Source organism: Rhodopseudomonas telluris (genome assembly GCF_042432815.1).
Lineage (GTDB): Bacteria > Pseudomonadota > Alphaproteobacteria > Rhizobiales > Xanthobacteraceae > Rhodopseudomonas > Rhodopseudomonas telluris.
Window position 1 is genome coordinate 979,083 of record NZ_JBHLWM010000005.1, and the last position, 25,127, is coordinate 1,004,209.

At 65.2% G+C, this 25,127-nt stretch carries 27 protein-coding genes; 17 read left to right on the top strand and 10 right to left on the bottom strand.

What is annotated here, in order from left to right:
* Nucleotides 1-120 precede the first annotated feature (120 nt).
* From pgsA to prmB, 4 genes are read left to right on the top strand one after another with little or no spacing between them, the layout of a single operon-like run.
* Nucleotides 121-744: a CDP-diacylglycerol--glycerol-3-phosphate 3-phosphatidyltransferase gene (pgsA, locus tag ACFFJ6_RS16100; RefSeq protein WP_378389459.1), complete on the top strand. Its 624-nt coding sequence runs from the start codon at nt 121-123 to the stop codon at nt 742-744.
* A complete protein-coding gene (gene moaD / locus ACFFJ6_RS16105) occupies nt 741-992 on the top strand; it encodes a molybdopterin converting factor subunit 1 (RefSeq protein WP_054162295.1) in 252 nt (83 codons plus the stop codon). The genes pgsA and moaD overlap by 4 nt, the downstream gene beginning before the upstream one ends.
* Nucleotides 993-1,016: 24 nt before the next feature.
* The gene (locus ACFFJ6_RS16110; RefSeq protein WP_378389462.1) at nt 1,017-1,484 is read left to right on the top strand and encodes a molybdenum cofactor biosynthesis protein MoaE; all 468 of its coding nucleotides are present in this window, start codon (nt 1,017-1,019) and stop codon (nt 1,482-1,484) included.
* On the top strand, nt 1,484-2,488 hold the full coding sequence (gene prmB / locus ACFFJ6_RS16115) for a 50S ribosomal protein L3 N(5)-glutamine methyltransferase (RefSeq protein ID WP_378389464.1): 1,005 nt from the start codon (nt 1,484-1,486) through the stop codon (nt 2,486-2,488). The genes ACFFJ6_RS16110 and prmB overlap by 1 nt, the downstream gene beginning before the upstream one ends.
* A 27-nt stretch (nt 2,489-2,515) precedes the next feature.
* Here prmB and ACFFJ6_RS16120 read toward each other — a convergent pair whose 3' ends face one another.
* On the bottom strand, nt 2,516-4,495 hold the full coding sequence (locus ACFFJ6_RS16120) for an alkyl/aryl-sulfatase (RefSeq protein WP_378389466.1): 1,980 nt from the start codon (nt 4,493-4,495) through the stop codon (nt 2,516-2,518).
* A 200-nt stretch (nt 4,496-4,695) separates the two neighbouring features.
* Here ACFFJ6_RS16120 and uvrB point away from each other — a divergent pair, with 200 nt between their 5' ends.
* Nucleotides 4,696-7,707, top strand: a complete 3,012-nt coding sequence (gene uvrB / locus ACFFJ6_RS16125; RefSeq protein ID WP_378389468.1) for an excinuclease ABC subunit UvrB — start codon at nt 4,696-4,698, stop codon at nt 7,705-7,707.
* Between the two features lie 2 nt (nt 7,708-7,709).
* Here the strand turns inward: uvrB and ACFFJ6_RS16130 are convergent, their stop codons facing one another.
* Entirely contained in the window at nt 7,710-8,033 is a 324-nt protein-coding gene (locus tag ACFFJ6_RS16130; RefSeq protein ID WP_378389470.1) for a (2Fe-2S) ferredoxin domain-containing protein, read from the bottom strand.
* 67 nt (nt 8,034-8,100) lie between these two features.
* Between ACFFJ6_RS16130 and ACFFJ6_RS16135 the strand changes: the two genes are divergently transcribed.
* Nucleotides 8,101-8,868 (top strand): DpnI domain-containing protein, encoded by a 768-nt coding sequence (locus ACFFJ6_RS16135; protein WP_378389472.1) that lies wholly within the window; start codon nt 8,101-8,103, stop codon nt 8,866-8,868.
* 588 nt (nt 8,869-9,456) lie between these two features.
* On the opposite strand, the gene ACFFJ6_RS16140 is transcribed toward ACFFJ6_RS16135, so the two are convergent.
* Nucleotides 9,457-10,710, bottom strand: coding sequence for an acetyl-CoA C-acetyltransferase (locus ACFFJ6_RS16140; protein WP_378389474.1), 1,254 nt, complete (start codon nt 10,708-10,710; stop codon nt 9,457-9,459).
* 179 nt (nt 10,711-10,889) lie between these two features.
* On the opposite strand from ACFFJ6_RS16140, the gene ACFFJ6_RS16145 reads away from it, so the two are divergent.
* The 3 genes from ACFFJ6_RS16145 to ACFFJ6_RS16155 all read left to right on the top strand — a co-directional run bounded on the left by ACFFJ6_RS16145 (nt 10,890) and on the right by ACFFJ6_RS16155 (nt 12,792).
* Nucleotides 10,890-11,300, top strand: coding sequence for a hypothetical protein (locus ACFFJ6_RS16145; RefSeq protein WP_378389476.1), 411 nt, complete (start codon nt 10,890-10,892; stop codon nt 11,298-11,300).
* 447 nt (nt 11,301-11,747) lie between these two features.
* Nucleotides 11,748-12,179, top strand: coding sequence for a nuclear transport factor 2 family protein (locus ACFFJ6_RS16150; protein WP_378389478.1), 432 nt, complete (start codon nt 11,748-11,750; stop codon nt 12,177-12,179).
* Between the two features lie 175 nt (nt 12,180-12,354).
* Nucleotides 12,355-12,792: a hypothetical protein gene (locus ACFFJ6_RS16155; protein WP_378389480.1), complete on the top strand. Its 438-nt coding sequence runs from the start codon at nt 12,355-12,357 to the stop codon at nt 12,790-12,792.
* A gap of 491 nt (nt 12,793-13,283) precedes the next feature.
* Here ACFFJ6_RS16155 and ACFFJ6_RS16160 read toward each other — a convergent pair whose 3' ends face one another.
* Complete coding sequence (locus tag ACFFJ6_RS16160) at nt 13,284-13,766, bottom strand: MaoC family dehydratase (protein WP_378389482.1); 483 nt, start codon at nt 13,764-13,766, stop codon at nt 13,284-13,286.
* Nucleotides 13,767-13,786: 20 nt separating this feature from the next.
* Nucleotides 13,787-14,257: a MaoC family dehydratase gene (locus ACFFJ6_RS16165; RefSeq protein ID WP_378389484.1), complete on the bottom strand. Its 471-nt coding sequence runs from the start codon at nt 14,255-14,257 to the stop codon at nt 13,787-13,789.
* 81 nt (nt 14,258-14,338) lie between these two features.
* Between ACFFJ6_RS16165 and ACFFJ6_RS16170 the strand changes: the two genes are divergently transcribed.
* On the top strand, nt 14,339-14,632 hold the full coding sequence (locus ACFFJ6_RS16170; protein WP_378389486.1) for a DUF4282 domain-containing protein: 294 nt from the start codon (nt 14,339-14,341) through the stop codon (nt 14,630-14,632).
* 231 nt (nt 14,633-14,863) lie between these two features.
* Here ACFFJ6_RS16170 and ychF read toward each other — a convergent pair whose 3' ends face one another.
* The 4 genes from ychF to ACFFJ6_RS16190 all read right to left on the bottom strand — a co-directional run bounded on the left by ychF (nt 14,864) and on the right by ACFFJ6_RS16190 (nt 18,029).
* Nucleotides 14,864-15,961 (bottom strand): redox-regulated ATPase YchF, encoded by a 1,098-nt coding sequence (ychF, locus tag ACFFJ6_RS16175; RefSeq protein ID WP_378389488.1) that lies wholly within the window; start codon nt 15,959-15,961, stop codon nt 14,864-14,866.
* Nucleotides 15,962-16,109: 148 nt separating this feature from the next.
* Nucleotides 16,110-16,727, bottom strand: coding sequence for an aminoacyl-tRNA hydrolase (gene pth, locus ACFFJ6_RS16180; protein ID WP_378389491.1), 618 nt, complete (start codon nt 16,725-16,727; stop codon nt 16,110-16,112).
* Nucleotides 16,728-16,748: 21 nt separating this feature from the next.
* Nucleotides 16,749-17,459, bottom strand: a complete 711-nt coding sequence (locus tag ACFFJ6_RS16185) for a 50S ribosomal protein L25/general stress protein Ctc (protein ID WP_378389493.1) — start codon at nt 17,457-17,459, stop codon at nt 16,749-16,751.
* A 291-nt stretch (nt 17,460-17,750) separates the two neighbouring features.
* Nucleotides 17,751-18,029, bottom strand: coding sequence for an accessory factor UbiK family protein (locus tag ACFFJ6_RS16190; protein WP_378389495.1), 279 nt, complete (start codon nt 18,027-18,029; stop codon nt 17,751-17,753).
* A 240-nt stretch (nt 18,030-18,269) separates the two neighbouring features.
* Between ACFFJ6_RS16190 and lgt the strand changes: the two genes are divergently transcribed.
* The 5 genes from lgt (at nt 18,270) to ACFFJ6_RS16215 (ending at nt 23,006) form a co-directional block, all read left to right on the top strand.
* On the top strand, nt 18,270-19,136 hold the full coding sequence (gene lgt / locus ACFFJ6_RS16195; protein WP_378389497.1) for a prolipoprotein diacylglyceryl transferase: 867 nt from the start codon (nt 18,270-18,272) through the stop codon (nt 19,134-19,136).
* Complete coding sequence (locus ACFFJ6_RS16200) at nt 19,133-20,263, top strand: class I SAM-dependent methyltransferase (protein WP_378389499.1); 1,131 nt, start codon at nt 19,133-19,135, stop codon at nt 20,261-20,263. Before lgt ends, ACFFJ6_RS16200 begins: the two co-directional genes overlap by 4 nt.
* Entirely contained in the window at nt 20,260-21,027 is a 768-nt protein-coding gene (pgeF, locus tag ACFFJ6_RS16205; RefSeq protein WP_378389501.1) for a peptidoglycan editing factor PgeF, read from the top strand. Before ACFFJ6_RS16200 ends, pgeF begins: the two co-directional genes overlap by 4 nt.
* A 240-nt stretch (nt 21,028-21,267) precedes the next feature.
* Entirely contained in the window at nt 21,268-21,897 is a 630-nt protein-coding gene (locus ACFFJ6_RS16210) for a hypothetical protein (RefSeq protein ID WP_378389503.1), read from the top strand.
* A gap of 155 nt (nt 21,898-22,052) precedes the next feature.
* Entirely contained in the window at nt 22,053-23,006 is a 954-nt protein-coding gene (locus tag ACFFJ6_RS16215) for a ribose-phosphate pyrophosphokinase (protein ID WP_378389505.1), read from the top strand.
* Between the two features lie 209 nt (nt 23,007-23,215).
* On the opposite strand, the gene ACFFJ6_RS16220 is transcribed toward ACFFJ6_RS16215, so the two are convergent.
* A complete protein-coding gene (locus ACFFJ6_RS16220) occupies nt 23,216-23,743 on the bottom strand; it encodes a 6,7-dimethyl-8-ribityllumazine synthase (protein ID WP_378389507.1) in 528 nt (175 codons plus the stop codon).
* A 377-nt stretch (nt 23,744-24,120) separates the two neighbouring features.
* On the opposite strand from ACFFJ6_RS16220, the gene ACFFJ6_RS16225 reads away from it, so the two are divergent.
* Nucleotides 24,121-24,624 carry a type III secretion system chaperone family protein gene (locus ACFFJ6_RS16225; RefSeq protein WP_378389509.1) on the top strand — a complete coding sequence of 168 codons (504 nt, stop codon included), beginning with the start codon at nt 24,121-24,123 and terminating at the stop codon, nt 24,622-24,624.
* Entirely contained in the window at nt 24,621-25,049 is a 429-nt protein-coding gene (locus tag ACFFJ6_RS16230; RefSeq protein ID WP_378389511.1) for a GNAT family N-acetyltransferase, read from the top strand. The genes ACFFJ6_RS16225 and ACFFJ6_RS16230 overlap by 4 nt, the downstream gene beginning before the upstream one ends.
* The last annotated feature ends 78 nt before the right edge of the window (nt 25,050-25,127 follow it).

A 25,127-nucleotide genomic window follows, 5' to 3' on the forward strand; every position in this document is an offset into this window, starting at 1 on the left:
CCAAAGTCGGCAGCCCTGCCCCTGATCCGGATCCATGCGGATTTCACCTTTTCCTGATAGGGATCAGGCGGCCCTTCGGGGGAGTTGACGTTCCGGTGCGGGCAGTATTGGTAAAGCTCGATGAACAATGTTTCTACCAGGGCGCCGGTGCGTGGGACGAAGTCTCTGACGCTGCCCAATATTCTGACTTACGCGCGCATCGCGGCGATCCCGGTCGTGGTCGGCTGCATCTATGCGCAGTCGATCCTTGGCGGTCCGCTGGCGCTGCGCTGGGTCGCGCTGGCGGTATTTATTGCTGCAGCCATCACGGATTTCCTGGACGGCTATTACGCCCGGATCTGGGACCAGCATTCGGCGTTCGGCCGGATGCTCGACCCGATCGCCGACAAGCTGCTGGTCGCGTCCTGCCTGCTGATGCTGGCGGCGGACGGCATCATCCACGGCTGGACGCTGTGGGCCGCGATCGTGATCCTGTGCCGTGAAATCCTGGTCTCGGGCCTGCGCGAATATCTCGCCGCGCTGCGCGTCAGCGTACCGGTGACCAAGCTGGCGAAATGGAAGACCACGGTGCAGCTCGTCGCGATCGGCTTCCTGCTCGCCGGTGACGCCGGCGACGAAGTGCTGCCTTACACCACGCAGATCGGCCTCGCGCTGCTGTGGATCTCGGCGCTGGTGACGATGTACACCGGCTACGATTATTTCCGCGCCGGCATCCACCACCTCATCGAGGAGGACTCGCGATGAAGGTGAAGTACTTCGCCTGGGTCCGCGAGCGCATCGGCCTCGAGGAAGAGACGATCGAGCCGCCGGCGGACGTCGCCACCGTTGCCGACCTGATCGGCTGGTTGACGGCGCGGGGCGAAGGCTACGCCTATGCGTTCGAGAAGCCGGCCGTGATCCGCACCGCGATCGACCGCACCCATGTGCGCCCGGACACGCCCATCGCCGGCGCCCGCGAAGTGGCCTTCTTCCCGCCGATGACCGGCGGCTGAGTGCCTCGCGCGCAGGATGATCCGATGACCGTTCCGGTGACCATCCGCATTCAGGAAGCCGATTTCGATATTGCCGCCGAGATCGCCGCGATGACGGCGGGCCGCGTCGATATCGGCGCGGTGGTGAGCTTCAGCGGCATCTGCCGCGGCGCTGACGATGGCGACAAGGTGGCTGCGCTGACGCTCGAACATTATCCCGGCATGGCCGAGGACGAGATCGGTCGCCACGCCGCCGAAGCGGTCAAGCGCTGGCCGGTCACCGGGCTGACGATCGTCCACCGCGTCGGCCGGCTGCTGCCGGGCGACAACATCGTGCTGGTGCTGGCCGCCTCGGCGCATCGCCAGGCAGCGTTTTCGGCGGCCGAATTCCTGATGGATTATCTGAAGGCCAACGCGCCGTTCTGGAAGCGCGAGGAGCGCGACGGCGAGACGCGCTGGGTCGAGGCGCACGACCGCGACGACGCGGCCGCCGCGCGATGGGGCAAGGATTGATGGCGAAGACAACCAAGGCGAAAAGGGCCGCAAAGCGTGGCGCGGCAGCCGCGAAGCCGCCGGCGAAACGCAGCGCTGCGAAGCTGGCCCCGCGCGCGCGTCTGCCGAAGGTCGCGCCGGGCGAACTGGTCACGCTGCTCGACTTTCTGCGCTACGCCGTCAGCCGCTTCGCCGAAGCCGGCGTGGTGTTCGCGCACGGCACCACCGATCCGATCGCCGAGGCCGCCTTCCTGATCGGCGAGGCGCTGCATCTGCATCCCGACCAGTTCGAAATGTTCGCCTCGGCGCGGGTCACCGCCCCTGAAGGCGCCAAGATTCTCGACCTGATCGAGCGCCGCGTCGCGACGCGGCTGCCGGCGGCCTACCTCATCAACAAGATCTACATGCGCGGCGTGCCGTTCTACGTCGACGAGCGCGTGATCGTGCCGCGCTCGTTCATCGGCGAACTGCTCGACAGCCATTTCGACGGCGGCGAAACCTCGCTGATCGGCGATCCGGCCGAGGTCGAACGGGTGCTCGATCTCTGCACCGGCTCCGGCTGTCTGGCGATCCTCGCCGCGCGCGCCTTCCCGTTTGCGGCCATCGATGCGGTTGATCTGTCGAAGGACGCGCTCGCGGTCGCGGCCCGCAATGTCGCCGATCATCAGCTCGGCGACCGCATCACGTTGCACAACGGCGATCTGTTCGCGCCGCTCGGCGATGCGCGCTACGATTTGATCATCACCAACCCGCCCTACGTCGACGCCGAAGGCATGGCGAACCTGCCGGCCGAATGCCGCGCCGAACCCGCGATGGCGTTCGACGGTGGCGACGACGGCCTCGACATCGTTCGCCGCATTCTCGCTGAAGCCAAGGATCACCTCACCGAGACCGGCGGCCTGCTCTGCGAAATCGGCCGCGGCCGCGGCCTGATCGACGCAGAGTTTCCGGATCTGCCGCTGCTCTGGCTCGATAGCGAAGATTCCGAAGGCGAAGTGTTCTGGATCGCCGCGGCGGATCTTTAACCGACGATCCTGAGCGACGCGGCGGGGCTACTCGATCTTCGCCTTCACCGGCTCGATCACTTCGAAATTCGGCGAGAATTCGTCGAACATGCCGAACAGCTCGCGGAGCTTCAGCGGATTGCCTGTGACCCACAGGTCGCCGGTGGCGATCGCGCCGAAGAAGCTGCGCTGCTTCAGCGAGATCGCGTCGAACGTCGCCCGGTTGAGGGTGACCGAGACGTCCGCATTGTCGGACAGCCGGCCCGCCACATGGGTCAGTGCCGAGTTTTCCAGATTCATCGTGTAGGTCTGCTTCGGCTCGGTGAAGGTCCAGTTGACCACGATATGCTTGCCCTCGGCCTTGGCGGCGTTGAGCCGCACCGCGAGGAAATCGAACGCCAGATCGATCGACACGCCCTTGAGCAGTTCGGGGCTGACGGTGACGGCGTCGGTCTTGATCAGCCCGTTGCGCAGTTCCTGCGCGCCGAGCAGATAGGCGTTGCGCCAGGTCGCCGCCTCGGCCTGGTAGCCGAGCTGCTCCAGTGCGTCGGCGCCGAGCGCCCTCGCCTCCTTGTTGGATGGATCGGCGAACACCAGCTTGCTGGCGATGGTGGCGACCCAGCGATACTGCCCGGCCTTGTAGTCGTCGCGGGCACGCGCCAGCACCGCAGTGGCGCCGCCCATGTAGTCGATTTCTTTTTTGGCTTCCTCCGCACGCGGCAGCGGATTGAGATCGGCGGGATTGCCGTCGTACCAACCGAGATAGAACTGATACACCGCCTTGGCGTTGTGGCTGACCGAGCCGTAATAGCCGCGGGCCGCGAAGTCGCTGGCGAGCGACGGCGGCAGCGTCAGACGCTCGGCGATTTCGGTCGGCGTCAGGCCGTAATTCAGCAGCCGCACGGTCTGATCGTGGATGAACTTGTAGAGATCGCGCTGCTTCTTCAGATAGGAGACGACACGTTCGCGGCCCCACACCGGCCAGTGGTGCTGCGCGATCACCACGTCGGTCCGATCGCCGTAGCGGTCGATCGCCTCGCCGATATATTTGGACCACAGCCGGCCGTCCCGGATCGCGGCGCCGCGGATCGTGTAGAGATTGTGCAGCGTGTGCGTGGTGTCCTCCGCCATGTTCAGCACCTTGAACTGCGGATAGTAGGAGATCATCTCCGACGGCGCCTCCGACTCCGGCACCAGATTGAATTCGATGTCGACGCCGTCGATCCGACGCGTCTCGGTCGGCTGCTTGATGGTGTCGTTGGGCGGGATCAGCGAGATCGGCCCCATTGCCAGTGCCTTGCCGAGACCGGCATCGACCTGCCCCTTGTCACCGACCGGCAGCGGCGCGCCGAACTGGAACTGCGCGCGGCGGCTCATCGCGTTGCCGGCGATGACGTTCTCGGCGACGGCGTGCTCCATGAAGCCTTCGGGCGCGATCACCTTGACCTTGCCGGAGGCGGCGTCCTCCGGCGTGATCAGCCCGCGCGCGCCGCCGAAATGATCGACATGGCTGTGGGTGTAGATCAGCGCCACTACCGGCTTTTTCGGCCGGTGCTGATAGTACAGGTCGAGCGCCGCCTTGGCGGTCGGCACCGTCAGCGTGGTGTCCGTGACGATCAGGCCGGTGTCGCCCTCGACGATGGTGACGTTGGCGATATCGAGGCCGCGCACCTGATAAACCCGGTCAGAGACCTGAAACAGGCCGTTGGCGAGATTGAGCCGGGCCTGCCGCCACAAACTCGGATTGACGGTGGCGGCGGACTGATCGCCGTTGAGGAAATCATAAGGCTTCAAGTTCCAGACCGGCGGCGCGCCGGCACCGCCAGCGACGATGCCGTCCGGCAGCGGCGCGATCAGGCCGCGCTGCGCATCCTCGAAATCGGCACGGTCGGCCAGCGGCAGCGCCTTGGCGACGGCCTCATTGGCGGCGCGCGTCGCCGGCTCGGCGTCGTTCGGCTGGGCCGCGGCGAATGAGAGAGGTTGTGCGAGCAGCGCCAGCACGGTGAGACAGACGGATCGACGGATCATCGGGGGCTCGGATCGGAAGCGGGCGGGAACCGCAGCTTACGGTTCCGACGTGCGAAGGAAAGACCCGCGAATGCATTCGCAACGCCATTCGTGACGGGCGCTGCGATGCAGCAGAATTTTCCCCGGACTGCGGGACTCCGGTGGTTACTTCCGCGCCGCCGGTCTTTCATCGTCCCCCGACTCTGCCCATATTCACCGCGATGGCGAAATCTCCCGACACTCCGAAAAAGCCGGCCGCGAAATCCACCCGCGCGCCGAAATCCAAGGCGCATCGTCCCGACGTGAAGCCGATCGGGCCGGCGCTGGCCGAGTTGCTCAATCCGGCGCTGAACCGCGGCGAGGCCGGCCTCGGCTCGGGCACCGGCCTGCAGCCGCCGCCGGACAATTCCCGCGACCGCCGCACCGGCGGCGAGGCCGCGGTGCATCGCGGCCGCGCGTCGACGCCGAAGAGCTTTCCGGGTGATGGCGGCGCGCCAAGGCCGACCCCGCTGCAGCCATATCCGCAGCCGCAAGGCTCCCCTCCCCCTCGCGGGGGCGGGTCGTCGGGGGTCGAGGGCCACGGGCAGGGCTTTGCTGAAGCCCCGCAGGCCAACTACGGCACCGCCGCCACCATTCCGACGCTCGATCCGGAACTGGCGCGACAGCTCGGGCTGCCGACCGAAGAGGACGACGCCGAGGCGCTGGCGCGACCGCCGCGCAGCAAGATGGAAGCGCTCGGCGTCAAGGCCACCGCCGACGCGCTTGAGAACCTGATCCGCGACGGCCGCCCCGAGTTCAAGGGCGAGGACGGCGGCGTCAAGCTGTGGGTGCCGCACCGGCCGCCGCGGCCGGAGAAATCCGAAGGCGGCGTGCGCTTCGTCATCAAGTCGGACTACGAGCCCAAGGGCGATCAGCCGACCGCCATCAAGGATCTGGTCGAAGGCATCGACCGCAACGATCGCACCCAGGTGCTGCTCGGCGTCACCGGCTCGGGCAAAACCTACACCATGGCCAAGGTGATCGAGGCGACGCAGCGCCCGGCGATCATTCTGGCGCCGAACAAGACGCTGGCGGCGCAGCTCTACGGCGAGTTCAAGAACTTCTTCCCCGACAACGCCGTCGAATACTTCGTCTCCTATTACGACTACTACCAGCCCGAGGCCTACGTCCCGCGCACCGACACCTATATCGAGAAGGATTCGTCGATCAACGAGCAGATCGACCGGATGCGCCACGCCGCGACCCGTGCGCTCTTGGAGCGCGACGACGTCATCATCGTCGCCTCGGTGTCGTGCATCTACGGTATCGGCTCGGTCGAGACCTATACGGCGATGACCTTTGCGGTGAAGCGCGGCGAGCGCATCGACCAGCGGCAACTCATCGCCGACCTGGTAGCGCTGCAATACAAGCGCACCCAGGCCGACTTCTCGCGCGGCACCTTCCGGGTGCGCGGCGACGTCATAGACATCTTCCCGGCGCACTACGAGGATCGCGCCTGGCGGATCAAGACGTTCGGCGACGAGATCGAGGCGATCGAGGAATTCGACCCGCTCACCGGCCACAAGCAGGACGAGCTCGAATTCGTCAAGATCTACGCCAATTCGCACTACGTGACGCCGCGGCCGACGCTGATCCAGGCGATCTCCTCGATCAAGACCGAGCTGAAATGGCGGCTCGATCAGCTGCACGCGCAAGGCCGCCTGCTCGAAGCGCAGCGGCTGGAGCAGCGTACAACGTTTGACATCGAGATGATGGAAGCGACCGGCAGCTGCGCCGGCATCGAGAACTACTCACGCTATCTGACCGGCCGCCGGCCCGGCGAACCGCCGCCGACGCTGTTCGAATACGTTCCCGACAACGCACTGGTGTTCGCCGACGAAAGTCACGTCTCGATCCCGCAGATCGGCGCGATGTTCAAGGGCGACTTCCGCCGCAAGGCGACGCTGGCCGAATACGGCTTCCGACTGCCGTCCTGCATGGACAACCGGCCGCTGCGCTTCGAAGAGTGGGACATGATGCGGCCGCAGACGGTCGCGGTGTCGGCGACGCCTGCGGCGTGGGAGCTCAACGAGAGCGGCGGCGTGTTCGTCGAGCAGGTCATTCGCCCCACCGGGCTGATCGACCCGCCGGTCGATATCCGCCCGGCGCGCACGCAGGTCGACGATCTCGTCGGCGAAGTCCGCGCCACCGCGGCGCGCGGCTATCGCACGCTGATCACCGTGCTGACCAAGCGGATGGCCGAGGACCTCACCGAGTTCCTGCACGAGCAGGGCATCCGCGTGCGCTACATGCACAGCGACATCGACACCATCGAGCGTATCGAGATCATCCGCGACCTGCGGCTCGGCGCGTTCGACGCGCTGGTCGGCATCAACCTGCTGCGCGAAGGCCTCGACATTCCCGAATGCGCGCTGGTCGCCATCCTCGACGCGGACAAGGAAGGCTTTTTGCGCAGCGAAACGTCGCTCATCCAGACCATCGGCCGAGCCGCGCGAAATGTCGACGGCAAGGTGATCCTCTACGCCGACCACGTGACAGGCTCGATGCAGCGCGCGATGGACGAGACGTCGCGGCGTCGCGAGAAGCAGGTCGAGTACAACACCGCCCACGGCATCACGCCGGAGAGCGTCAAGAAGTCGATCGGCGACATTTTGAATAGCGTGTACGAGCGCGACCACGTGCTGGTCGAGATCGGCGACGGCCAGGGCTCCGGCTTCACCGACGACGCCGCGGTGATCGGCCACAATTTCGAGGCGGTGCTGGCCGATCTCGAAACACGGATGCGCGAAGCCGCCGCCGATCTGAACTTCGAGGAAGCCGCGCGGCTGCGCGACGAGGTGAAACGCCTGCGCGCCACCGAGCTGGCGGTGATCGACGACCCGACGGTGAAACAGCGCAAGGTCGCCGACAAGGCGGGCAGCTACAAGGGCGACAAGAAATACGGCGCGGCCGCCAATCTGCCGAAACTCTCGACCGAGCGCGGCGGCAACAACACCCCGCGCAGCAAGGTGCACAAGCCCGACCTCGACGAGATGGGGATCGCCGGCTACCACGAAGTCAAGAAAGTCCAACGCCCCCGACCGCGCAAGCCGACGCTCGACGAGATGGGACCGGGGACGGAGAGCAAGATCTATCAGCCCAAGACCAGCCGCGACTCTGGTCCCGAATTCGGCCCCGCCCCGCGCTCAACCGGCGGCGCGCCGGGGCATCGGGGCGGGTGGAAGAAGAGGTAACTCTAAACAGGCGGAGTGGTTAGCACGGCAGCCGCATCCTCCGCCTGGTTGGAATGCTCCACCAGCACGTACTCCCCTTTCGTCAGCGTCGCAGCACTCGCTGTAACCACCGCGCGCTTCGGGCAAATGCCGAGGCAGCCGGCGGTGACGAGCTTGGCGCGCTTGCCGCCGTGCGCGGCAGCTGCCTGCTTCAGTTCCGTTTTCAGCGCCTGCTTGAGCTTCTTGCCGCCGTCGATCCGCGACAGGCACTTGCCGCAGATCAGCACCGGCGGCGGGCGTTTGGGACGGGCGATGATGGGGGAGGATTTGGTGGGCATGATCGTCATATAGGGACGATCCCCTCTACTCCAAACGCCGCTCTTTATTCATCGCAGTTATTTGTTAGGTTGAGCCATGAAGCTCGGCTTTGAAGAAACGCAGACGGCCTACACCAGCGGCTCACAGAATGCCCGGGTCTGGACAGAGACCTGGGTGAAGACCTGGGCATACTGTCCGCATTGCGGTCATCCGCAGATTTCGCAATTCCCCAACAACAAGCCACTGGCCGACTTCTACTGCTCCTCCTGTCAGGAAGAGTTCGAGCTGAAGAGCCAGAAGACTAGATTTGGCTCGACGGTAGCCGACGGCGCGTACAAAACGAAATGCGAACGTCTGGCTGAGAGTAACAATCCGAACTTGCTGTTGATGAATTACGATCGCAAATCGCTCGAAGTCATCAATCTCTTTATCGTACCGAAGCACTTCTTCGTCCGGGAGATCATCGAGGCGCGAAAACCCCTGTCACCGACGGCCCGCCGCGCCGGCTGGATCGGATCGAACATTTTGCTCGGCCGTATTCCAGAGTCAGGTAAGATACACATCGTCCAGAACCGGAGCATCCGCCCGAAAGACCTTGTGCTGGAAGAATGGCAGAAGACGCTTTTTCTCCGGCAGGAATCTCTCGAGACAAAGGGCTGGCTGCTCGATGTTATGAACTGTGTCGAGTCGATCGGCAGACCGGAGTTCTCGCTGGATGAGGTCTACGCTTTCGATCGACACCTGAGCAAGCTCTACCCGGGAAACCAGAACGTTCGACCGAAGATTCGACAGCAGCTTCAGTATCTGCGGGACCGTGGGCTCCTCGAATTCGTGGGGCGAGGAAATTATCGCTTGATCAAATGAGGAAGCGAGCTTGGCTTGGTTTCTCAATATCTACCGATGTGACCGTTGCGGTCGCTTTTGGAGCGACGAGTGGTCCTGCATGTGCGACGACGATTGCCCGCATTGCGGGGCTCGCCACATGTCACCGCTCGACAGCAATGATCTGACTGACTTGATCGTCCAAGAGGGCAAGAAATTCGTCGCTATGCGCTCGCCCAAAACTGCGGAACATCATCCGGACTATCGAGAATTAGGACGCTTCCCGACCAGGAAGAAGGCCGCGGCCTTCTTGGCGAGGAATTAGCTCGACGTCTCTTCGATGTGTGGACGCAGTGACATCCCCGCTCCAGCCCCGACACGCACCGACCTCATCCTGAGGAGCCCGGCGAAGCCCGCAGGGCGAAGCCGGGCGTCTCGAAGGATGGCGACGAGTCTGTGCCGCCTCATGGTTCGAGACGGCGCTGCGCGCCTCCTCACCATGAGGGACCGTGGTCGGACGACGAAACAAAAAAGGGCGGCGCAGGACGCCGCCCTTTTCAGTTAGTTCAGTTCCTCAACGCCGCACGGACTACCCGATGTCGCCATAGGCGTGCGAAACTGCTCCTCGCCTCACACCCGCTCGATGATGATCGCCGGGGCCATGCCGCCGGCGGCGCACATCGTGACGAGGCCGCGCTTCAGGCCGCGGCGCTCGAGTTCGTCGAGCACGGTGCCGATCAGGATCGCGCCGGTGGCGCCGATCGGGTGGCCGAGGGCGATCGAGCCGCCGTTGACGTTGACCTTCTCGCGGTCGAGGTCGAGGTCGCGGATGAACTTCTCGGCGACCACGGCGAAGGCCTCGTTGATCTCCCAGAGGTCGATGTCCTCCTTCTTGAGACCCGCCTTCTCCAGCACCTTCTTCGCCGCCGGCACCGGGGCGTTCAGCATCAGCGTCGGATCGTCGCCGATATTGGCCATCGCCACGATCTTGGCACGCGGCTTGAGGCCGTGGGCGTCGGCGTACGTCTTCGACGTCAGCAGCACCGCGGCGGCGCCGTCGACCACGCCCGACGAGTTGCCGGCGTGGTGGACGTGCTTGATCTCGAGGTCCGGATACTTCTGGTTGATCAGCTTGCGATAGGTGGTGCCCTTGTCGTCGAGCGGATAGTCGGCCATCGCGGTGAAGGCCGGCTTCAGCGCGGCGAGGCCTTCGGCGGTGGTCTCCGGACGCGGATATTCGTCCTTGGCCAGCACGACATTGCCGTCGTCGTCCTTGACCGGGATGATGCTCTTGTCGAAGCGGCCTTCCTTGATGGCGATCGCAGCGCGGCGCTGGCTCTCCAACCCGAGCGCGTCGAGCGCCTCGCGACTGATGCCTTCCATCGAGGCGATGGCGTCGCCGCAAATGCCCTGATGCGATTGCGGATGCACCTTGGCGAGACGCGCGTTGCCCGAGCCCATGCCGAGCGGCGGCTTGCCGGCGGCCATGTCCTCGGCGGCCATCGCGCCGGTCAGCGACATCATCTCGGTGCCGCCGGCGATCACCACGTCTTCCATGCCGGACATGATCTGCGCCGCGGCGAAGTTCACCGCGGTAATGCCGCCGCCGCAGAAACGATCGAGCGTAGTGCCGGAGGCCTTGATGTCGTAACCGGCGTCGAGCGCCGCCATGCGGCCGAGGTCGCCACCCTGCTTGCCGCGCTGGGTCGAGGTCGACCAGATGATATCATCGACTTCCGCGGTGTTGAGCTTGTTGCGCTCGGCGATCGCCTTGAGCACGGCGGCGGCGAGATGTTGCGGATGCATATCCGCCAGTTTGCCCTTGCCGACCTTGCCGATGCCGCGGGGGGTGCGGACGGCGTCGATGATGTAGGCGTCTGCCATTTCTTGTTCTCCCTGTTGTTGTCTGATTTATCGGGGTTGTTTATCGGGGCTTGGCGGCGAGATTGTCCGAGCCGGCCGTGAAGTCAAGCCTTGCGCGCGCTGTGGCGAATTGCCATTCCGCGCGGGCGCACGCATATTCCGCCGCGACGAATGTCAGGCGACTTTGGGGGACGACAGGAATGGCCGACGCCGATCTGGATGGCATCATCCGGCAGCTCGCGAAGCAGCAGAACAAGACGCTCACCGGCGCGGTGAAGGCGCGGCGCGATCACTATCTCGGCCTCGCCGCCAAGGCCAAGGACGCGGCCGGCAAGGCCCGCGCGAAGGCGCTGGCGCAGGCGGCGATGGAGCAAGGACAGGCGGCCGCCAAGCGGCTGCAGGTCGCCGCCGACAATGCCGCCGACTCCTATGCGCGCGCGATGCGACGCGCGGTCGAGATCGCCGCGAGCGAACAGAGCAAGGCGATCGCCAAGGCAGCGGACAAGCCGGCCACGGCCGCTCCCGCGAAGAGCGCAGCCAAGGCTGCGGGCGGCAAAGCCAAGCAGCCCAAGGCGAAGACAAAGGCAAAGGCGCGGAAAGCCAAATCCTGATCAAGGCTCTGCGCACGCGACATCGTGCGCGGAGAACCGTACGCCGGAGTACGCGGTGCCCCACCCGATCGGTGTGGCCTTAAGGCGAATCACCTGCTGATCCGAGCGCCATTGGTTGCCGCGCAGCCCTCGCGGTCGGTTCTTTGCTCGCAACGCACACCTCTGCTCAGTGCATAGCCGGCTGGGAGTTCCTGGCCGGGCTTCCTTTATTCTGGCGATCGGGACGCTTATCGAGCGATAAAAGCAGCGCTGGCGAAGCTTTGCCTCGGGGGCAGGCGCCTCTGTGACGGCACGACATTTGTGCATTGCACAATGTGAGTTGATTTTTAGTTTTAACGCATCTAATTCGCCTTCTCATTAGCAGCAATGGCGACAGGCGTGGCGACGAGGATGTCGCCTTCGGCTCCATTGCCGACGCCCATTCCGTTCCACAATCCGGAATTTCAGATGACAGAGCATAATCTCTGGCGTTTCTCGCGTGCGTTGCATCGCGCCCTGAACGAAGGCCGCGATCAAGAGCTCGCGGACATGATCGACGAAGACATCGACTGGGCCATGTACGGCCCGATCGAGATGTTTCCGTTCTTCGGCGCCCGCCACGGCAAGGCGGCGGTGCTGGACGTCTGCCGGCAGATCGCCGACAACATCCGTATCCATCGCTTCGACCGCGAGGCGATCATGCTCGGCGTTGATACGTCGGCGTCGATGATCCGCTACTCACTCACGGCGCTCGATACCAACAAGCCGATCAGCCTGCGGATGGCGCAGTTCGCCCAATTCCGGCACGGCAAACTCGTCAACATGCGGATCCTGATCGACACCTTCGATCTGGTCGAACAAGCGCTCGGCCAGCCGATCGCGCTGCCGCGGATTGCCTGACGGGCGGGGGCAACCCGCCGCCATCGTTAGCAAACCGTTAGTGATTTCGTCGAAACACCGGCCCGTTGCCGCAGATTGGCCGCGATACTGTCAAAATGCGCTGTAGTGATGGTTTCGCAACTTGGCGTGCGGGGGACACACCGCGCTGCTCGACGCTCATGCAAAGGAACAGCCGATGAATGCCATTCCATCCGAGAAGATCGAGACTCCTGAGATCGACGAGAACCTCGCCGCGGTCTCGGAAGTCGAAGCGGGTATCCGTGACTTCGTCCGCAACGACATCGCCTATCTGCGCCGGCCCTCGACGGGCGCGTCGACCAGCACCGAGACTCCGGCCGCTGCCACCCCGTCGTTCGACGCCAGCGCCGAGGCCACCGTGTCCAATGTCAATTCGCTGATCCAGCGCGTCGCCGGCACCTCGCTGGCCGAGATCGAAAACCTGATTGGTGAGCTGGAAGCGCTGCGCGACCTGCTGCACGCCGAAGGCCAGCGCGTTCAGCGCGAGATCTCCGGCTACGCCCAGCTCAGCCAGCAGGCGATGAAATCGACCCGCATGATTGCGGACAACGTCTCGCAGTGGAAGCGCAGCGCCGAGAACCTGCGCAACGGCTGAGCGCCGTCCTCCCATCACCGCACGACAACTACAAAGTGCAGCCATCGCGAGGTGGCTGCACTTTTGTTTTGCAAGCCGCCGGCCCGATCGCGCGCGAACGCGCAGCCGTCGACATCGCCGGCTGCGTGGTGCGTCCCGATCCGAGCTGGTTAAGAAAGGATTAACGCGAGCGCCGCGCGGCGCTCGAAGCCTCGACAGCTCAGTGGCTGGAGGTCACGGCTGGGACGTCGAAGGAGTACGCGCCATCCGCGTAGCCCTTCACCACCATGCCGGTGGTGATCATGACGGCCAAAGTGATGGTGGCGAAAATAAAACCCACCCATTTCAGTCCAGCCTGGTCCGCCATCGTCTTCTAGTCCCCTCGTCCTGCAACTATGTCGAGCAATGCCCGTGCAGGGTTCACAACGTCTTAATAGAATGGCCGTTCCGCGGCCGTCTCGCACAAAACAGCCGCATTTGGTTAAAATCAGAACGGTTGTTGCCCCCTGGCCTCAGTCCCCCGCCGGACGCTTCGGTACGAAGGCCGTGGCAAGGAATGAGAACACCAGTTCGCCGCGCTGATTGGTGCCGGTGTTCCGGCCCTGAATGATCCCCCATTCGGGCCGCGAATCAGAGGCACGCACCGACGCGATCTCGTTAGCATAAGAGATCGTGTCACCGGCAAGCACCGGCTTCACCCAGCGCAGATCGCGGAAGCCCGGCGACGGGCCCCACACGGCGACCGGCTCGCCGCGCGCGGCCTCGGCGGCCGCCTCGTTCTGGCGCTCGAGCACCAGCAGCCGCATGCAGGCCGACGCGACGTGCCAACCTGACGCGGCAAGGCCGCCGAACAGCGAGCGGCGGCCGGCCTCTTCATCGAGATGAAACGGCTGAGGATCGAATTGCTTGGCGAAGGCGACGATGTTCTCCGCCGTGAACTGATAGGAGCCGAGCTCGCGGCGCATCCCGACTTGCAGGTCTTCGAAGAAACGCATCGGATGACTCGCTGTGTCTGCTAATTCGATTCGTTCGCGAGTGCCGCGTCGCGGCGCCGGATGATGATCGGCGAGACCATCTCGCACAGGATCTGACCCTTGGCGTTGCGAACGTGGCACTTGAAGGTGACGATGCCGGTCTCGGGGCGGCTGTTCGACACCCGCGCCTCGACCACGTCGACCTCGATGGTGAGATCGTCGCCCGGCCGCAGCGGCGCCATCCAGCGCATCTCGTTGACGCCGGGCGAGCCGAGCGAGGCGGTGTCCTTGATGAAGCCGTCGAACATCATTCGCATCATCAGCGACGACAGATGCCAGCCCGAGCCGGACAGGCCCTGCAGCATGGAGGCGGCGGCGGCGCGCTCGTCCAGATGCATCGGCTGCGGATCGAATTCGGCAGCGAAAGCGACGATCTCTTCGCGCGTCACGCGGCGAGGACCGAAGCGGCCGAAGTGACCGGGGGGAAAGTCTTCGAAGGTCAGGAGGTTCATGGCATTTGCTGGCGGGAGGCCCGATTGTGGCCGTTATTGGCGGCAATCACAAGCCGCGATCCGATTGCTGGGGAGATCACTATGTTCAACTTTCGCGACCTGTTTCAATGGGACCGCTTCATTACGCCGGCCATTATCAAGCCGTTCTATTGGCTGGTGATCGCGGTGACGGTGCTGTTCGGCATTTCGGGGGTGTTTTCCGGCCTTGCCGCGATGGCGGTGAGCCCGTTCGGCGGCTTCATCATCGTGCTGTCGAGCCTGGCTTCGATCCTGGTCGGCATCGTGTTCACGCGCATCATCGCGGAATTCATCCTGATCGTGTTCCGCATCAACGAACATCTGGGCGCCATCCGGGATCAGCAGGGATTCAGGTAGCTCCTGCCCGACCTATCGATCGTCATTCCGGGGCGCCGCACAGCGGCGAACCCGGAATCCATATCCCCTCGACTCTCGGCTGTGCAACGGACGTTCGTGTCGCCTGCGGTACGTTACGGCACCGCTGCGGTGTATGGATTCCGGGTTCGCGCTTCGCGCGCCCGGAATGACTCTTGGATGGGTGCGCAAAAATCGGATGGGCTCCGCTTCGCTCAGCGCCCCCTCATCCGATCAGGTATTGAAGCGGAAATGCATCACGTCGCCGTCGGCGACGACGTATTCCTTGCCTTCGAGCCGCAGCTTGCCGCCGTCGCGGGCACCGGCTTCGCCGCCGAGCGTCACATAATCGTTGTAGGCGATCGTTTCGGCTCGGATGAAGCCCTTTTCGAAATCGGTGTGGATCACGGCAGCCGCCTGCGGCGCCTTGGTGCCCTTGGTGATGGTCCAGGCGCGGGCTTCCTTGGGGCCGACCGTGAAGTAGGTGATCAGGTGCAGCAGCTCGTAGCCGGCACGGATCAGGCGGTCGAGGCCGGCCTCATGCAGGCCGAGCGTATCGAGGAAGTCCACACGCTCTTCACGTGACAGCGTGGCGATCTCGGACTCGATCTTCGCCGAGATCACCACGGCGACCGCGCCTTCTTCCTTGGCGCGCGCCATCACTTGCTCGGAGAACTTGTTGCCGTCCGCCGCAGAGCTCTCCTCGACGTTGCAGACGTAAAGAACGGGCTTCGACGTCAGCAGGCCGAGCATCCGGAACGCCCGCTCTTCCTCCGGCTTGCGCTCGAGGAAACGCGCCGGCCTGCCGTCGCGCAGCAGCGTCAGCGCACGCGTGACCAGCTCGAGCTGCTCCTTGGAGTCCTTGTCGCCACCCTTGGCCTTCTTGGTCAGGTTGTCGACGCGCTTCTCGAGGCTCTCGAGATCGGCGAGCATCAGCTCGGTTTCGATCGTCTCGATATCGGCGAGCGGCGCGACCTTGCCTTCGACGTGGGTGATGTCGCTGTCTTCAAAGCAGCGCACGACATGGGCGATGGCGTCGACCTCGCGAATGGTCGCGAGAAACTGGTTGCCGAGGCCTTCTCCCTTGGAGGCGCCCTTCACCAGGCCGGCGATATCCACGAAGGTCAGTCGCGTCGGAATGATCTGCTGCGACTTGCCGACCTCGGCGAGCTTGTCGAGCCGCGGGTCCGGCACCGCCACTTCACCGACATTCGGCTCGATGGTGCAGAACGGATAGTTTGCCGCCTGCGCCGCCGCGGTCTCGGTGAGTGCATTGAACAGCGTCGACTTGCCGACATTCGGCAGCCCGACGATCCCGCATTTGAAGCCCATGGTATGTCCCGCTGTTCGAGCTTGGCGCCGCTACTAAGGTGATGCGTCATACGCGGGCCTGACCCGCACATCCATCTTCTTCGCCAGATGATGGATCGCCGGGAAACTGGAAGCGATACGGCTTCGCGCTTCACCGACAATGACGCTCCTACTTGTTGCTGCCCTTCGGCTCGCCTTTGTCGTTGTCCAAAAATCCCTTGGCCTGCATCGCCAGATGCACCTTGTTGGCGAAGGTGGCGTCCTTGCCTTTGGCGATCAGGCCGGCGTTGTCGGCGGCGATCTCGCACAGCGCTTCGACCCACGGCCGCTCGCTCTTGGCAAAATCGCCGAGCACGTGATTGTGCACCAGCTCTTTCGCGCCCGGATGACCGACGCCGAGCCGGACCCGCAAGTAATCGTTTCCGATATGGGCCGAAATCGAGCGCAGGCCGTTGTGGCCGGCGATGCCGCCCCCGACCTTGACGCGAACCTTGGCGGGCGGCAGTTCGATCTCGTCGTGAAACACCGCGACCTCGCTCTGCCCGATCTTGTAGAAGCTCGCCGCATCCTGCACGGCGCGACCGGACTCGTTCATGTAGGTCAGCGGCTTGAGCAGCGTGACGCGCTCGCCGTCCAGCGTGCCGTCCGCGGTCTCGCCCTGAAAGCGACGGCGCCATGGCGAGAAGCCATGACGCCGTGCGATCTGGTCGATGACCATGAACCCGATGTTGTGCCGGTTGTCCTGGTACTTCGCTCCAGGATTGCCCAGCCCGACAAACAAGCGCATGGGACGGCGTCTCGCGCCGGATTACTTCTTCTTCGCTGCCGGAGCAGCAGCCGGAGCCTTGGCGGCAGCAGCCGGAGCCTTGGCCGCACCAGCCTTGGCGGCAGGCGCCGCAGCAGCAGCCGCAGGCGCCGCAGCGCCGGCCGCAGCCGCCTTGTTCTCTTCGTTGAAGCCCGACGGCGGCACGATGGTGACCAGCGTGACGTCCTCGCGCGACACCGACTTGACGCCGGTCGGCAGCGCGATGTCCGACAGATGCAGCGACACGCCGATGTCGAGGGTCGACACGTCGGCTTCGATGAACTGCGGAATGTTGTCGGCCGGAGCTTCGAGGTCGACGGTGTGGGTGACGATGTTGAAGGTGCCGCCGCGCTTCACGCCCGGAGCGACTTCAAGACCCTTCAGATGCAGCGGCACCGAGACGCGGATGGTCGCGCCGGCGCCGAGCCGCAGGAAGTCGACGTGCAGCGGGAAGTCCTTCACCGGGTCGAGGTGATAGTCGCGCGGAATCACGCGATGCTTCTTGCCGTCGAGAACGACGTCGAAAATCGTGGTCAGGAAGCGGCCGGCCTGGATGCGCAGGCGCAGTTCCTTGTCTTCGACCGAGATCGGCAGCGGGGGCTGGTTGTCACCATAGATCACTCCCGGCACGCGGCCGGCGCGACGCTCTGCCCGGGCGGCCCCCTTGCCGCTCTTCGGACGCGCGGTCGCCTTCAATTCCAAGACGTTCGCCATCGTTGTAAGTCCTTGATTTGTCAAAAATTAAAGGCCGCAACGCGGCCTCGTGCAGACGCCGCGGCAAGCCTCCAGGGGTGCGGGGGCCACGGACGTGCCGGGTTTCTAGCGGCAAAGGCCGCAAATGACAAGGAAATCGCTCGTCTCCCTCCCCCTTGCGGGGAGGGTGGCCGGCCGTAAGGACGGTCGGGTGGGGGTAGCCGCAGGCTTAGCGCTCGGGGCCCCCCACCCCGGCCTCCGCTTCGCTCGGCCAACCCTCCCCGCGAGGGGGAGGGGGCCAACCGGCGCCTACTACGCCATCGCGGTCGGGGGTTCGGAGCCGCCACCCTGGCGGGCTTCGAGAGCGGCGATACGGGCCTTGAGGGCTTCGTTTTCCTCGCGGACGAGGCGGACCATCTCCTTGAACGCCTCGAACTCCTCGCGCTTCACCAGGTCGAGGTCGCGCAGGATCTTTTCGGCCTGGCTGCGGACCACCGCATCGACCTCGCGCTTGACGCCCTGGGCGGCGCCGGCGGCGTCGTTCATCAGGCGTCCGATCTCGTCGAAAATCCGGTTGCTGGTCTGGGTCATGGTCGAGATCTCCGTCAGGCGTCGTGCGCGGTTACAGGCCGAGCGGGCCTCGGCGGTGACAATGGCGATCGATCGGGCCCACTTCAAGGCCGCGCAACGCGCGCGCCGGGCTGGCCCGCCCGATGGGGCACTCCTTGCGACGTTCGCACCCGCGTCGCAAGGCCGATTTAAGGATCAGACCGCGGTGCCCGGCAATTGGCGCTGTACCGGCGCAGGCTTTGCGGTTAAGGCAATCGAACAATGCCCTTCTTTGCCATCGCCTTCCCCGTTTTCGACCCGGTGGCCGTCGCGATCGGCCCGTTCGCGATCCGCTGGTACGCGCTCGCCTATATCGCCGGCATCCTGCTCGGCTGGCTGTATGCCCGGATGCTGCTGCAGCGGGAGCGGCTGTGGGGCGGCCCGGCGCCGATCACTCCTGTCCAGTTCGACGACTTCATCCTGTGGGTGACGATCGGCATCATCCTGGGCGGCCGCACCGGCTACGTGCTGTTCTACAATCTCGACTTCTTCATCACGCATCCGGCCGAGATCTTCGAATTGTGGAAGGGCGGCATGTCGTTCCACGGCGGCTTTATGGGCTGCGTCGTGGCGGTGGCGCTGTTCGGCTGGAAGCGCAACGTCTCGATCGCGTCGCTGGGCGACATCACCTGCGCGGTCGGGCCGATCGGCCTGTTTCTCGGCCGCATCGCCAATTTCATCAACGGCGAATTGTGGGGCCGCCCGGCCGACGACACCGTACCGTGGGCGATGGTGTTTCCGCATGCCGGCCCACTGCCGCGGCATCCGAGCCAGCTCTATGAAGCGGGCCTGGAAGGCATCGTGCTGTTTCTGATCCTGGCACTGATGATCCGCGCCGGCGCCCTGAAGCGGCCGGGCCTGATCATCGGCGCCTTCCTCACCTTCTATGGACTGGCCCGCATCACCGGCGAGTTCTTCCGCGAGCCAGATCCGCAGCTCGGCTTCCTGTGGGGCGGGCTGACGATGGGAATGCTGCTGTCGGTGCCGATGGTGATCGCCGGCATCGTGGTGATGCTGCTGGCACGCCGCGCCAAGCGCGCGCCGCAGTCCACGTCCCTGCCCGCCGGCTCCAGCGAGGCGACCAAGTGACCGACTTCTCGGCGCTCTCCGAAGAGATCAAGCGGCTGATCAAATCGGCCGGCCCGATGCCGGTCTGGCGCTACATGGAGCTGTGCCTCAACCACCCGGACTACGGCTACTACGTGTCGCGCGATCCACTCGGCCGCGAGGGCGACTTCACCACGTCTCCCGAGATCAGCCAGATGTTCGGCGAACTGCTCGGGCTGTGGTCGGCGTCGGTGTGGACCGCCGCCGGCGAGCCGAGCACGTTGCGGCTGGTCGAAATCGGTCCCGGCCGCGGCACCATGATGGCGGATGCGTTGCGCGCCCTGCGCGTGCTGCCGCCGCTGTATCAGGCGCTCAGCGTCCACCTGGTCGAGATCAACCCGGTCTTGCGCGAAAAGCAGAAGGCGACGCTGGCGGGCATCCGCAACGTGCATTGGCACACTGACTTCGCCGAAGTGCCGGACGGCCCGGCGGTGATCCTCGCCAACGAATATTTCGACGTGCTGCCGATCCATCAGGCGGTCAAGCGCGAAACCGGCTGGCACGAGCGCGTGGTCGAGATCAGCGGCAGCGGCGCGCTGGTGTTCGGCGTCGCGCCCGACCCGATCCCGCGTTTCGATGTGCTGCTGCCGCCGCTGGTCCGGATGGCGCCGGTCGGCGCGGTGTTCGAGTGGCGCCCAGATGCCGAGATGATGCGGATCGCCGCGCGGGTGCGTGACCAGGGCGGTGCGGCGCTGATCATCGATTACGGCCATGTCCGCAGCGACGTCGGCGACACCTTCCAGGCGATCGCCAGGCACAGCTTCGCCGATCCGTTGCAGAGCCCCGGCCGCGCCGACCTCACCGCCCATGTCGACTTCCAGGCGCTCGCCCGCGCCGCCGAGGACGTCGGCGCCCGCACGCACGGCCCGGTGACGCAGGGCGAGTTCCTGAAGCGGCTCGGCATCGAAACGCGCGCGGTGTCGCTGATGGCCAAGGCCACGCCGCAGGTGTCCGAAGACATCTCCGGCGCGCTGAAGCGTCTCACGGGGGAAGGCCGCGGCGCGATGGGCTCGATGTTCAAGGTGCTGGGCGTGTCCGATCCGGCGATCACCTCGCTGGTCGCACTGAGCGACGACGCCCGACACGCCGCAGAAGGGCAGCCGGCATGACGATCAGCTCCTCGCAGCTTGCCGCCCTGCCCGGGGTGCGCCACGCCTTCTTCAACCGCGAGGGCGGCGTATCGCAGGGCATCTATGCCGGCCTCAATGGCGGCATCGGCTCGAACGACGATCCCGCCGCCGTCGCCGAGAACAGGCGGCGGATGGCGCAGACGATGGGCGTGCCGCCGGAGCACTTCCTGACGTTGTATCAGGTGCATTCGCCGGACGTCGCGGTGGTCGAGGCGCCGTGGGACAACGCGGCGCGGCCGAAGGCCGATGCGCTGGTGACCAAGGTCCCGGGACTGGCGCTCGGCGTCACCACCGCGGATTGTGGACCGATCTTGTTTGCCGATCCCGACGCGCGGGTGATCGGTGCGGCCCATGCCGGCTGGAAGGGCGCGCTGACCGGCATTTTGGAAGCCACGCTCGACGCCATGGACAAGCTTGGAGCCGATCGCAGCCGCGTCGTTGCGGCGATCGGCCCGCTGATCCGCCAGCCGAGCTACGAAGTCGGCGACGAATTCGTCGCGCGGTTCGCCGCAGCCAGCCCGGATTATGCGCGGTTCTTCATCCCGGCGGCCCGCCCTGGCCATGCGATGTTCGACCTCGGCGGCTTCATCCGGATGCGGCTGGAAACCGCGGGCGTGATCGCGATCGACGACACCGGCATCGACACCTATCCGGACGAGAATTTCTTCAGCTATCGCCGCTCCGTCCACCGCGCCGAGCCGGACTACGGCCGCGCCGTCCACGCGATCGCGCTGGAGCCATAGCCTGCTCGCGCGTCGTCCGCGCAAAGGTGAACGGCCATTAACCAAGGTCGTTTACAGCTGTGGGCTTCGCGCGCCCGGACAAATCGACGTAAACTTCTGAAAATTTTAGCTAAATCTGATTAGACCGCGAACCTCAATGGTTAACCTGGGGACCGCCCCACCCTAGACCTTAACGCATTTTAACGATATCGCTTGGTCCGTCCGGCGGCTTCGCGGCCGCGCCTTCCGACGGGACCCTGCATGACGACTCGCCGCCTTCCTCAGCCCGCCTCGCGATTTGCGCGCGCCGCCCTGCTGCTGGGCCTGATGGGTGGTTTGGCGGGCTGCGTCACCGAAGGCGGCCCCGGCGCAGGGCCGATGGCTTCGGCCGGCGGATCGACCATCGCGTTCGACTCGATCGACGGCCCGCCGCCGCAGGTGTTCGACCGCATGGTCTCGGTGCTTGACAGCGAGGCCAAGCTCCGCCGGGTCGCCGTTGTGTCGCGTGACGGCGCCGCCGCCTATCGGGTGCGCAGCTATCTGTCGGCGCAGGTTCGCGGCAATCGCACCAACATCGCCTGGGTCTGGGACGTGTACGACCGCAATCAGCAACGCGCGCTGCGGCTGTCCGGCGAGGAGCCGGCTGGTCGCTCCGGCGGCCGTGCCGATGCCTGGGGCCTCGCCGACGACACGGTGCTGCGAAGGATCGCGCAAGCCGGGCTGACCGGCGTCGGCGGATTGGTGAACGGGACCTTACCGGCCGAGTCCGCCCCCTCCGCGCCATCGGAGCCGGCCGCACCGGCATCGTCCGGCCCCGCGATCGCGAGCGCAGAACCCGCCGCGGCGAGCGCGGAAGCGCCCGCAAGCTCAATGAGCTTCGCCGCTCGCTGAACGCTACCTATGTCGAATCCGCATCGGAAAACCGCCTGCGACGGGTTGCCATCGCACGCCAGCGGCTGATATCACCTGCGCTCGCAAAGACGTCCGTTTTTCGTGAGTCAACCGATATGCTGAACGTAGTATCCACCACGCGGGGAGACGCGTCGATGTCGGGCAAGAACGGCTCCGTCAAACTGGTGGCGGGCAATTCCAACCCCGCTCTGGCGCGCGACATCGCCGACTGGCTGAAGATGCCGCTGACCAAGGCCAGCGTCCGCCGCTTCGCCGACAACGAGATCTTCGTCGAGATCCAGGAGAACGTCCGCGGCTCGGACGTCTTCATCATCCAGTCGACCTCGTTCCCGGCGAACGATCACCTGATGGAACTCCTGATCATCACCGACGCGCTGCGCCGCGCCTCGGCGCGCCGCATCACCGCGGTGATCCCGTATTTCGGCTACGCCCGGCAGGACCGCAAGGTCGGCTCGCGCTCGCCGATCTCGGCCAAACTGGTCGCCAACCTGATCACCCACGCCGGCGTCGATCGCGTCATGACGCTCGATCTGCACGCCGGCCAGATCCAGGGCTTCTTCGACATCCCGACCGACAATCTCTACGCCTCGCCGGTGATGGTGCGCGACATCAAGGAGCGCTTCGACCTGTCGAAGGCGATGGTGGTGTCGCCCGACGTCGGCGGCGTGGTCCGCGCCCGCGGTCTCGCCAAGCGCCTCAACACGCCGCTGGCGATCATCGACAAGCGCCGCGAACGCGCTGGCGAGTCCGAAGTGATGAACGTGATCGGCGAGGTCGAGGGCTACACCTGCATCCTGCTCGACGACATTGTCGACTCCGGCGGCACGCTTGTGAACGCCGCCGAGGCGCTGCTCGCCAACGGCGCTACCGACGTCTACGCCTACATCACCCACGGCGTGCTGTCGGGCGGCGCCTGCGCCCGCATCACCGGCTCCAAGCTGAAGGAACTGGTGATTACCGACTCGATCCAGCCGACCGAGGCGGTCCGCGGCGCCCACAACATCCGCACGCTCTCGATCGCCTCGCTGATCGCCGAAGCGATCGGCCGCACAGCGTCGGAAGAGTCGGTGTCGAGCCTGTTCGACTGATCCATCACCCTCTCGGTTGTCATTCCGGGGCGCGCAACGCGCGAACCCGGAATCCATAACCCCGGCGCACGATGTTGATGCACCGAGACTGCCGCTTCGTGCCTCCAGGCGGGTCCAGGGGATATGGATTCCGGGTTCTCCGCTGCGCGGCGCCACGGAATGACGGAGAGAGCCCGGCAGCTGATCTTCGCTTGACCGTGTGCAGCTAACTAAACGATCCCCGCCGCGACCTGGCCGCGCAGGCGTTCGAGGCTGAGCAGCGTGTCGGCGCAGGCGTGCGCGACTTCGGCGCCCTTGGTGGCGAAGTGCTGCTTGAAGAACGCGGTCTGCTCATCACCGCTGTCGACGGATTGCGGCGTCGCGATCGCCGAGAACACGGGCACCTCGGTCCTAAGTTGCACGTCCATCAGCGCGCGGATGACGGTCTCGGCGACGAAGCCGGTGAGGCCGCCATCGACCACCAGACCGGCGGCGACGATCGCCGTATAGCGCCGCGTCTTTGCGAGCGTTTGGACGTGGAGCGGAATTTCGAACGAGCCCGGCACCTCGAACAGATCGACCTGCGCCTCCGCGACGCCGCGCAGCACGATCTCGCGCGCGAACGCCTGCCAGCATTCGGCCACCACGTCGTGATGCCAGGACGACTGCACGAAAGCCACGCGCTGCGGCCGCGCAAACCGCGGATACGCGGCGGACGCAGGCGGCGCTACGGTGGGATCTGTCGTGGTCTCGGTCATCGGGCACTCACCTCGGCTCTGGAACGAAGCTCAGGCTACCAGCGCCTGCGCTCGAATCAAAGTCCGGCCCGAGGGACGACGTGTCCGACAAGCTGCAACGCGCTCGCCAGACTCGCGATAGGTGAAATCGAACCACCCGACTCGTCACACGCGAATCCGATTCCGTTTTGTTCTATGGCGAGATGATCGAACTGTGGACGGGCCGCCCTTTGGCTGTGGATGGACTCGCCTCGGGATTGCACGGATTCGGCAAATCACATCATTTCATCACTGCAACCTCGGTTCGTCCGGATCACGCGCGATGCACGATCCACCGGGCACAGGCGCGTACAGACCTGCCACGTATCAGGCACATCCTAACTAAAGGTCGAGACGGCATGGCCATGCTCGAAGGCATCTTCGATTCCCGCAACACCAACCCGCTCGCAGCGGTCGAGGACATCGCAGCCTCGAACGATCTGGTATTCGAGCGGTCGGGCGAAGACGAAATCACCATCGCGGCCAAGGGCCAGTGGACCGACTACACGCTGTCCTTCACCTGGATGGGCGAGATCGAAGCGCTGCATCTGGCTTGCGCCTTCGACATGAAGGTTCCCACCGCACGGCGCGGCGAGACGCAGCGGCTGATCGCGGCGATCAACGAGCAGCTCTGGGTCGGTCACTTCGATATCTGGACGCATACCGGCACGATCATGTATCGGCAGGCGCTGATACTTCCCGGTGGGCTGTCGGCGACGAGCGCGCAATGCGAGACGATGCTGATCAGTTCGATCACGGCCTGCGAGCGTTACTACCCGGCGATCCAGTTCACGGTGTGGGCCGGCAAGACGGCGTCCGAAGCGATGAGCGCCGCGATGTTCGATACCGAAGGCGAGGCGTGAGCGCGCGGCCGCGCATCGTCGTTCCCGATACGCCCGGCGATCAGGATCGCGCCGCCGTCCTGAACGCGTTGATCGCCCATAACGAGAAAGCCGCCGGCCCGTCCGGCTTTCAGCAGATCTGCGTGCTCGTCGAAGATCCCGAGACCGGCGCCGCCATCGGCGGGCTGTGGGGCCGCATCACCTATGACTGGCTTTTCGTCGAACTGCTGGCCCTGCCCGACTCGACGCGACACGCCGGCCTGGGCACCGAGGTCCTGACCCGGGCCGAGACGATCGCACGCGACCGCGGCTGCGTCGGAGTTTGGCTCGACACCTACGCCTTCCAGGCGCCGGGCTTCTACGAGAAGCGCGGCTACGAGGTGTTCGGCACCCTCGCGGATCATCCCCGCGGCTCGCAGCGGCTGTTCTACAAGAAGCCGCTCTGAGCTTCGGCCGCCATGCATGGGACGCCGCCGCGCTCGTGAGATCTGTGCGGTTGAAATGGTTGCCCGTCCGGCCTACGC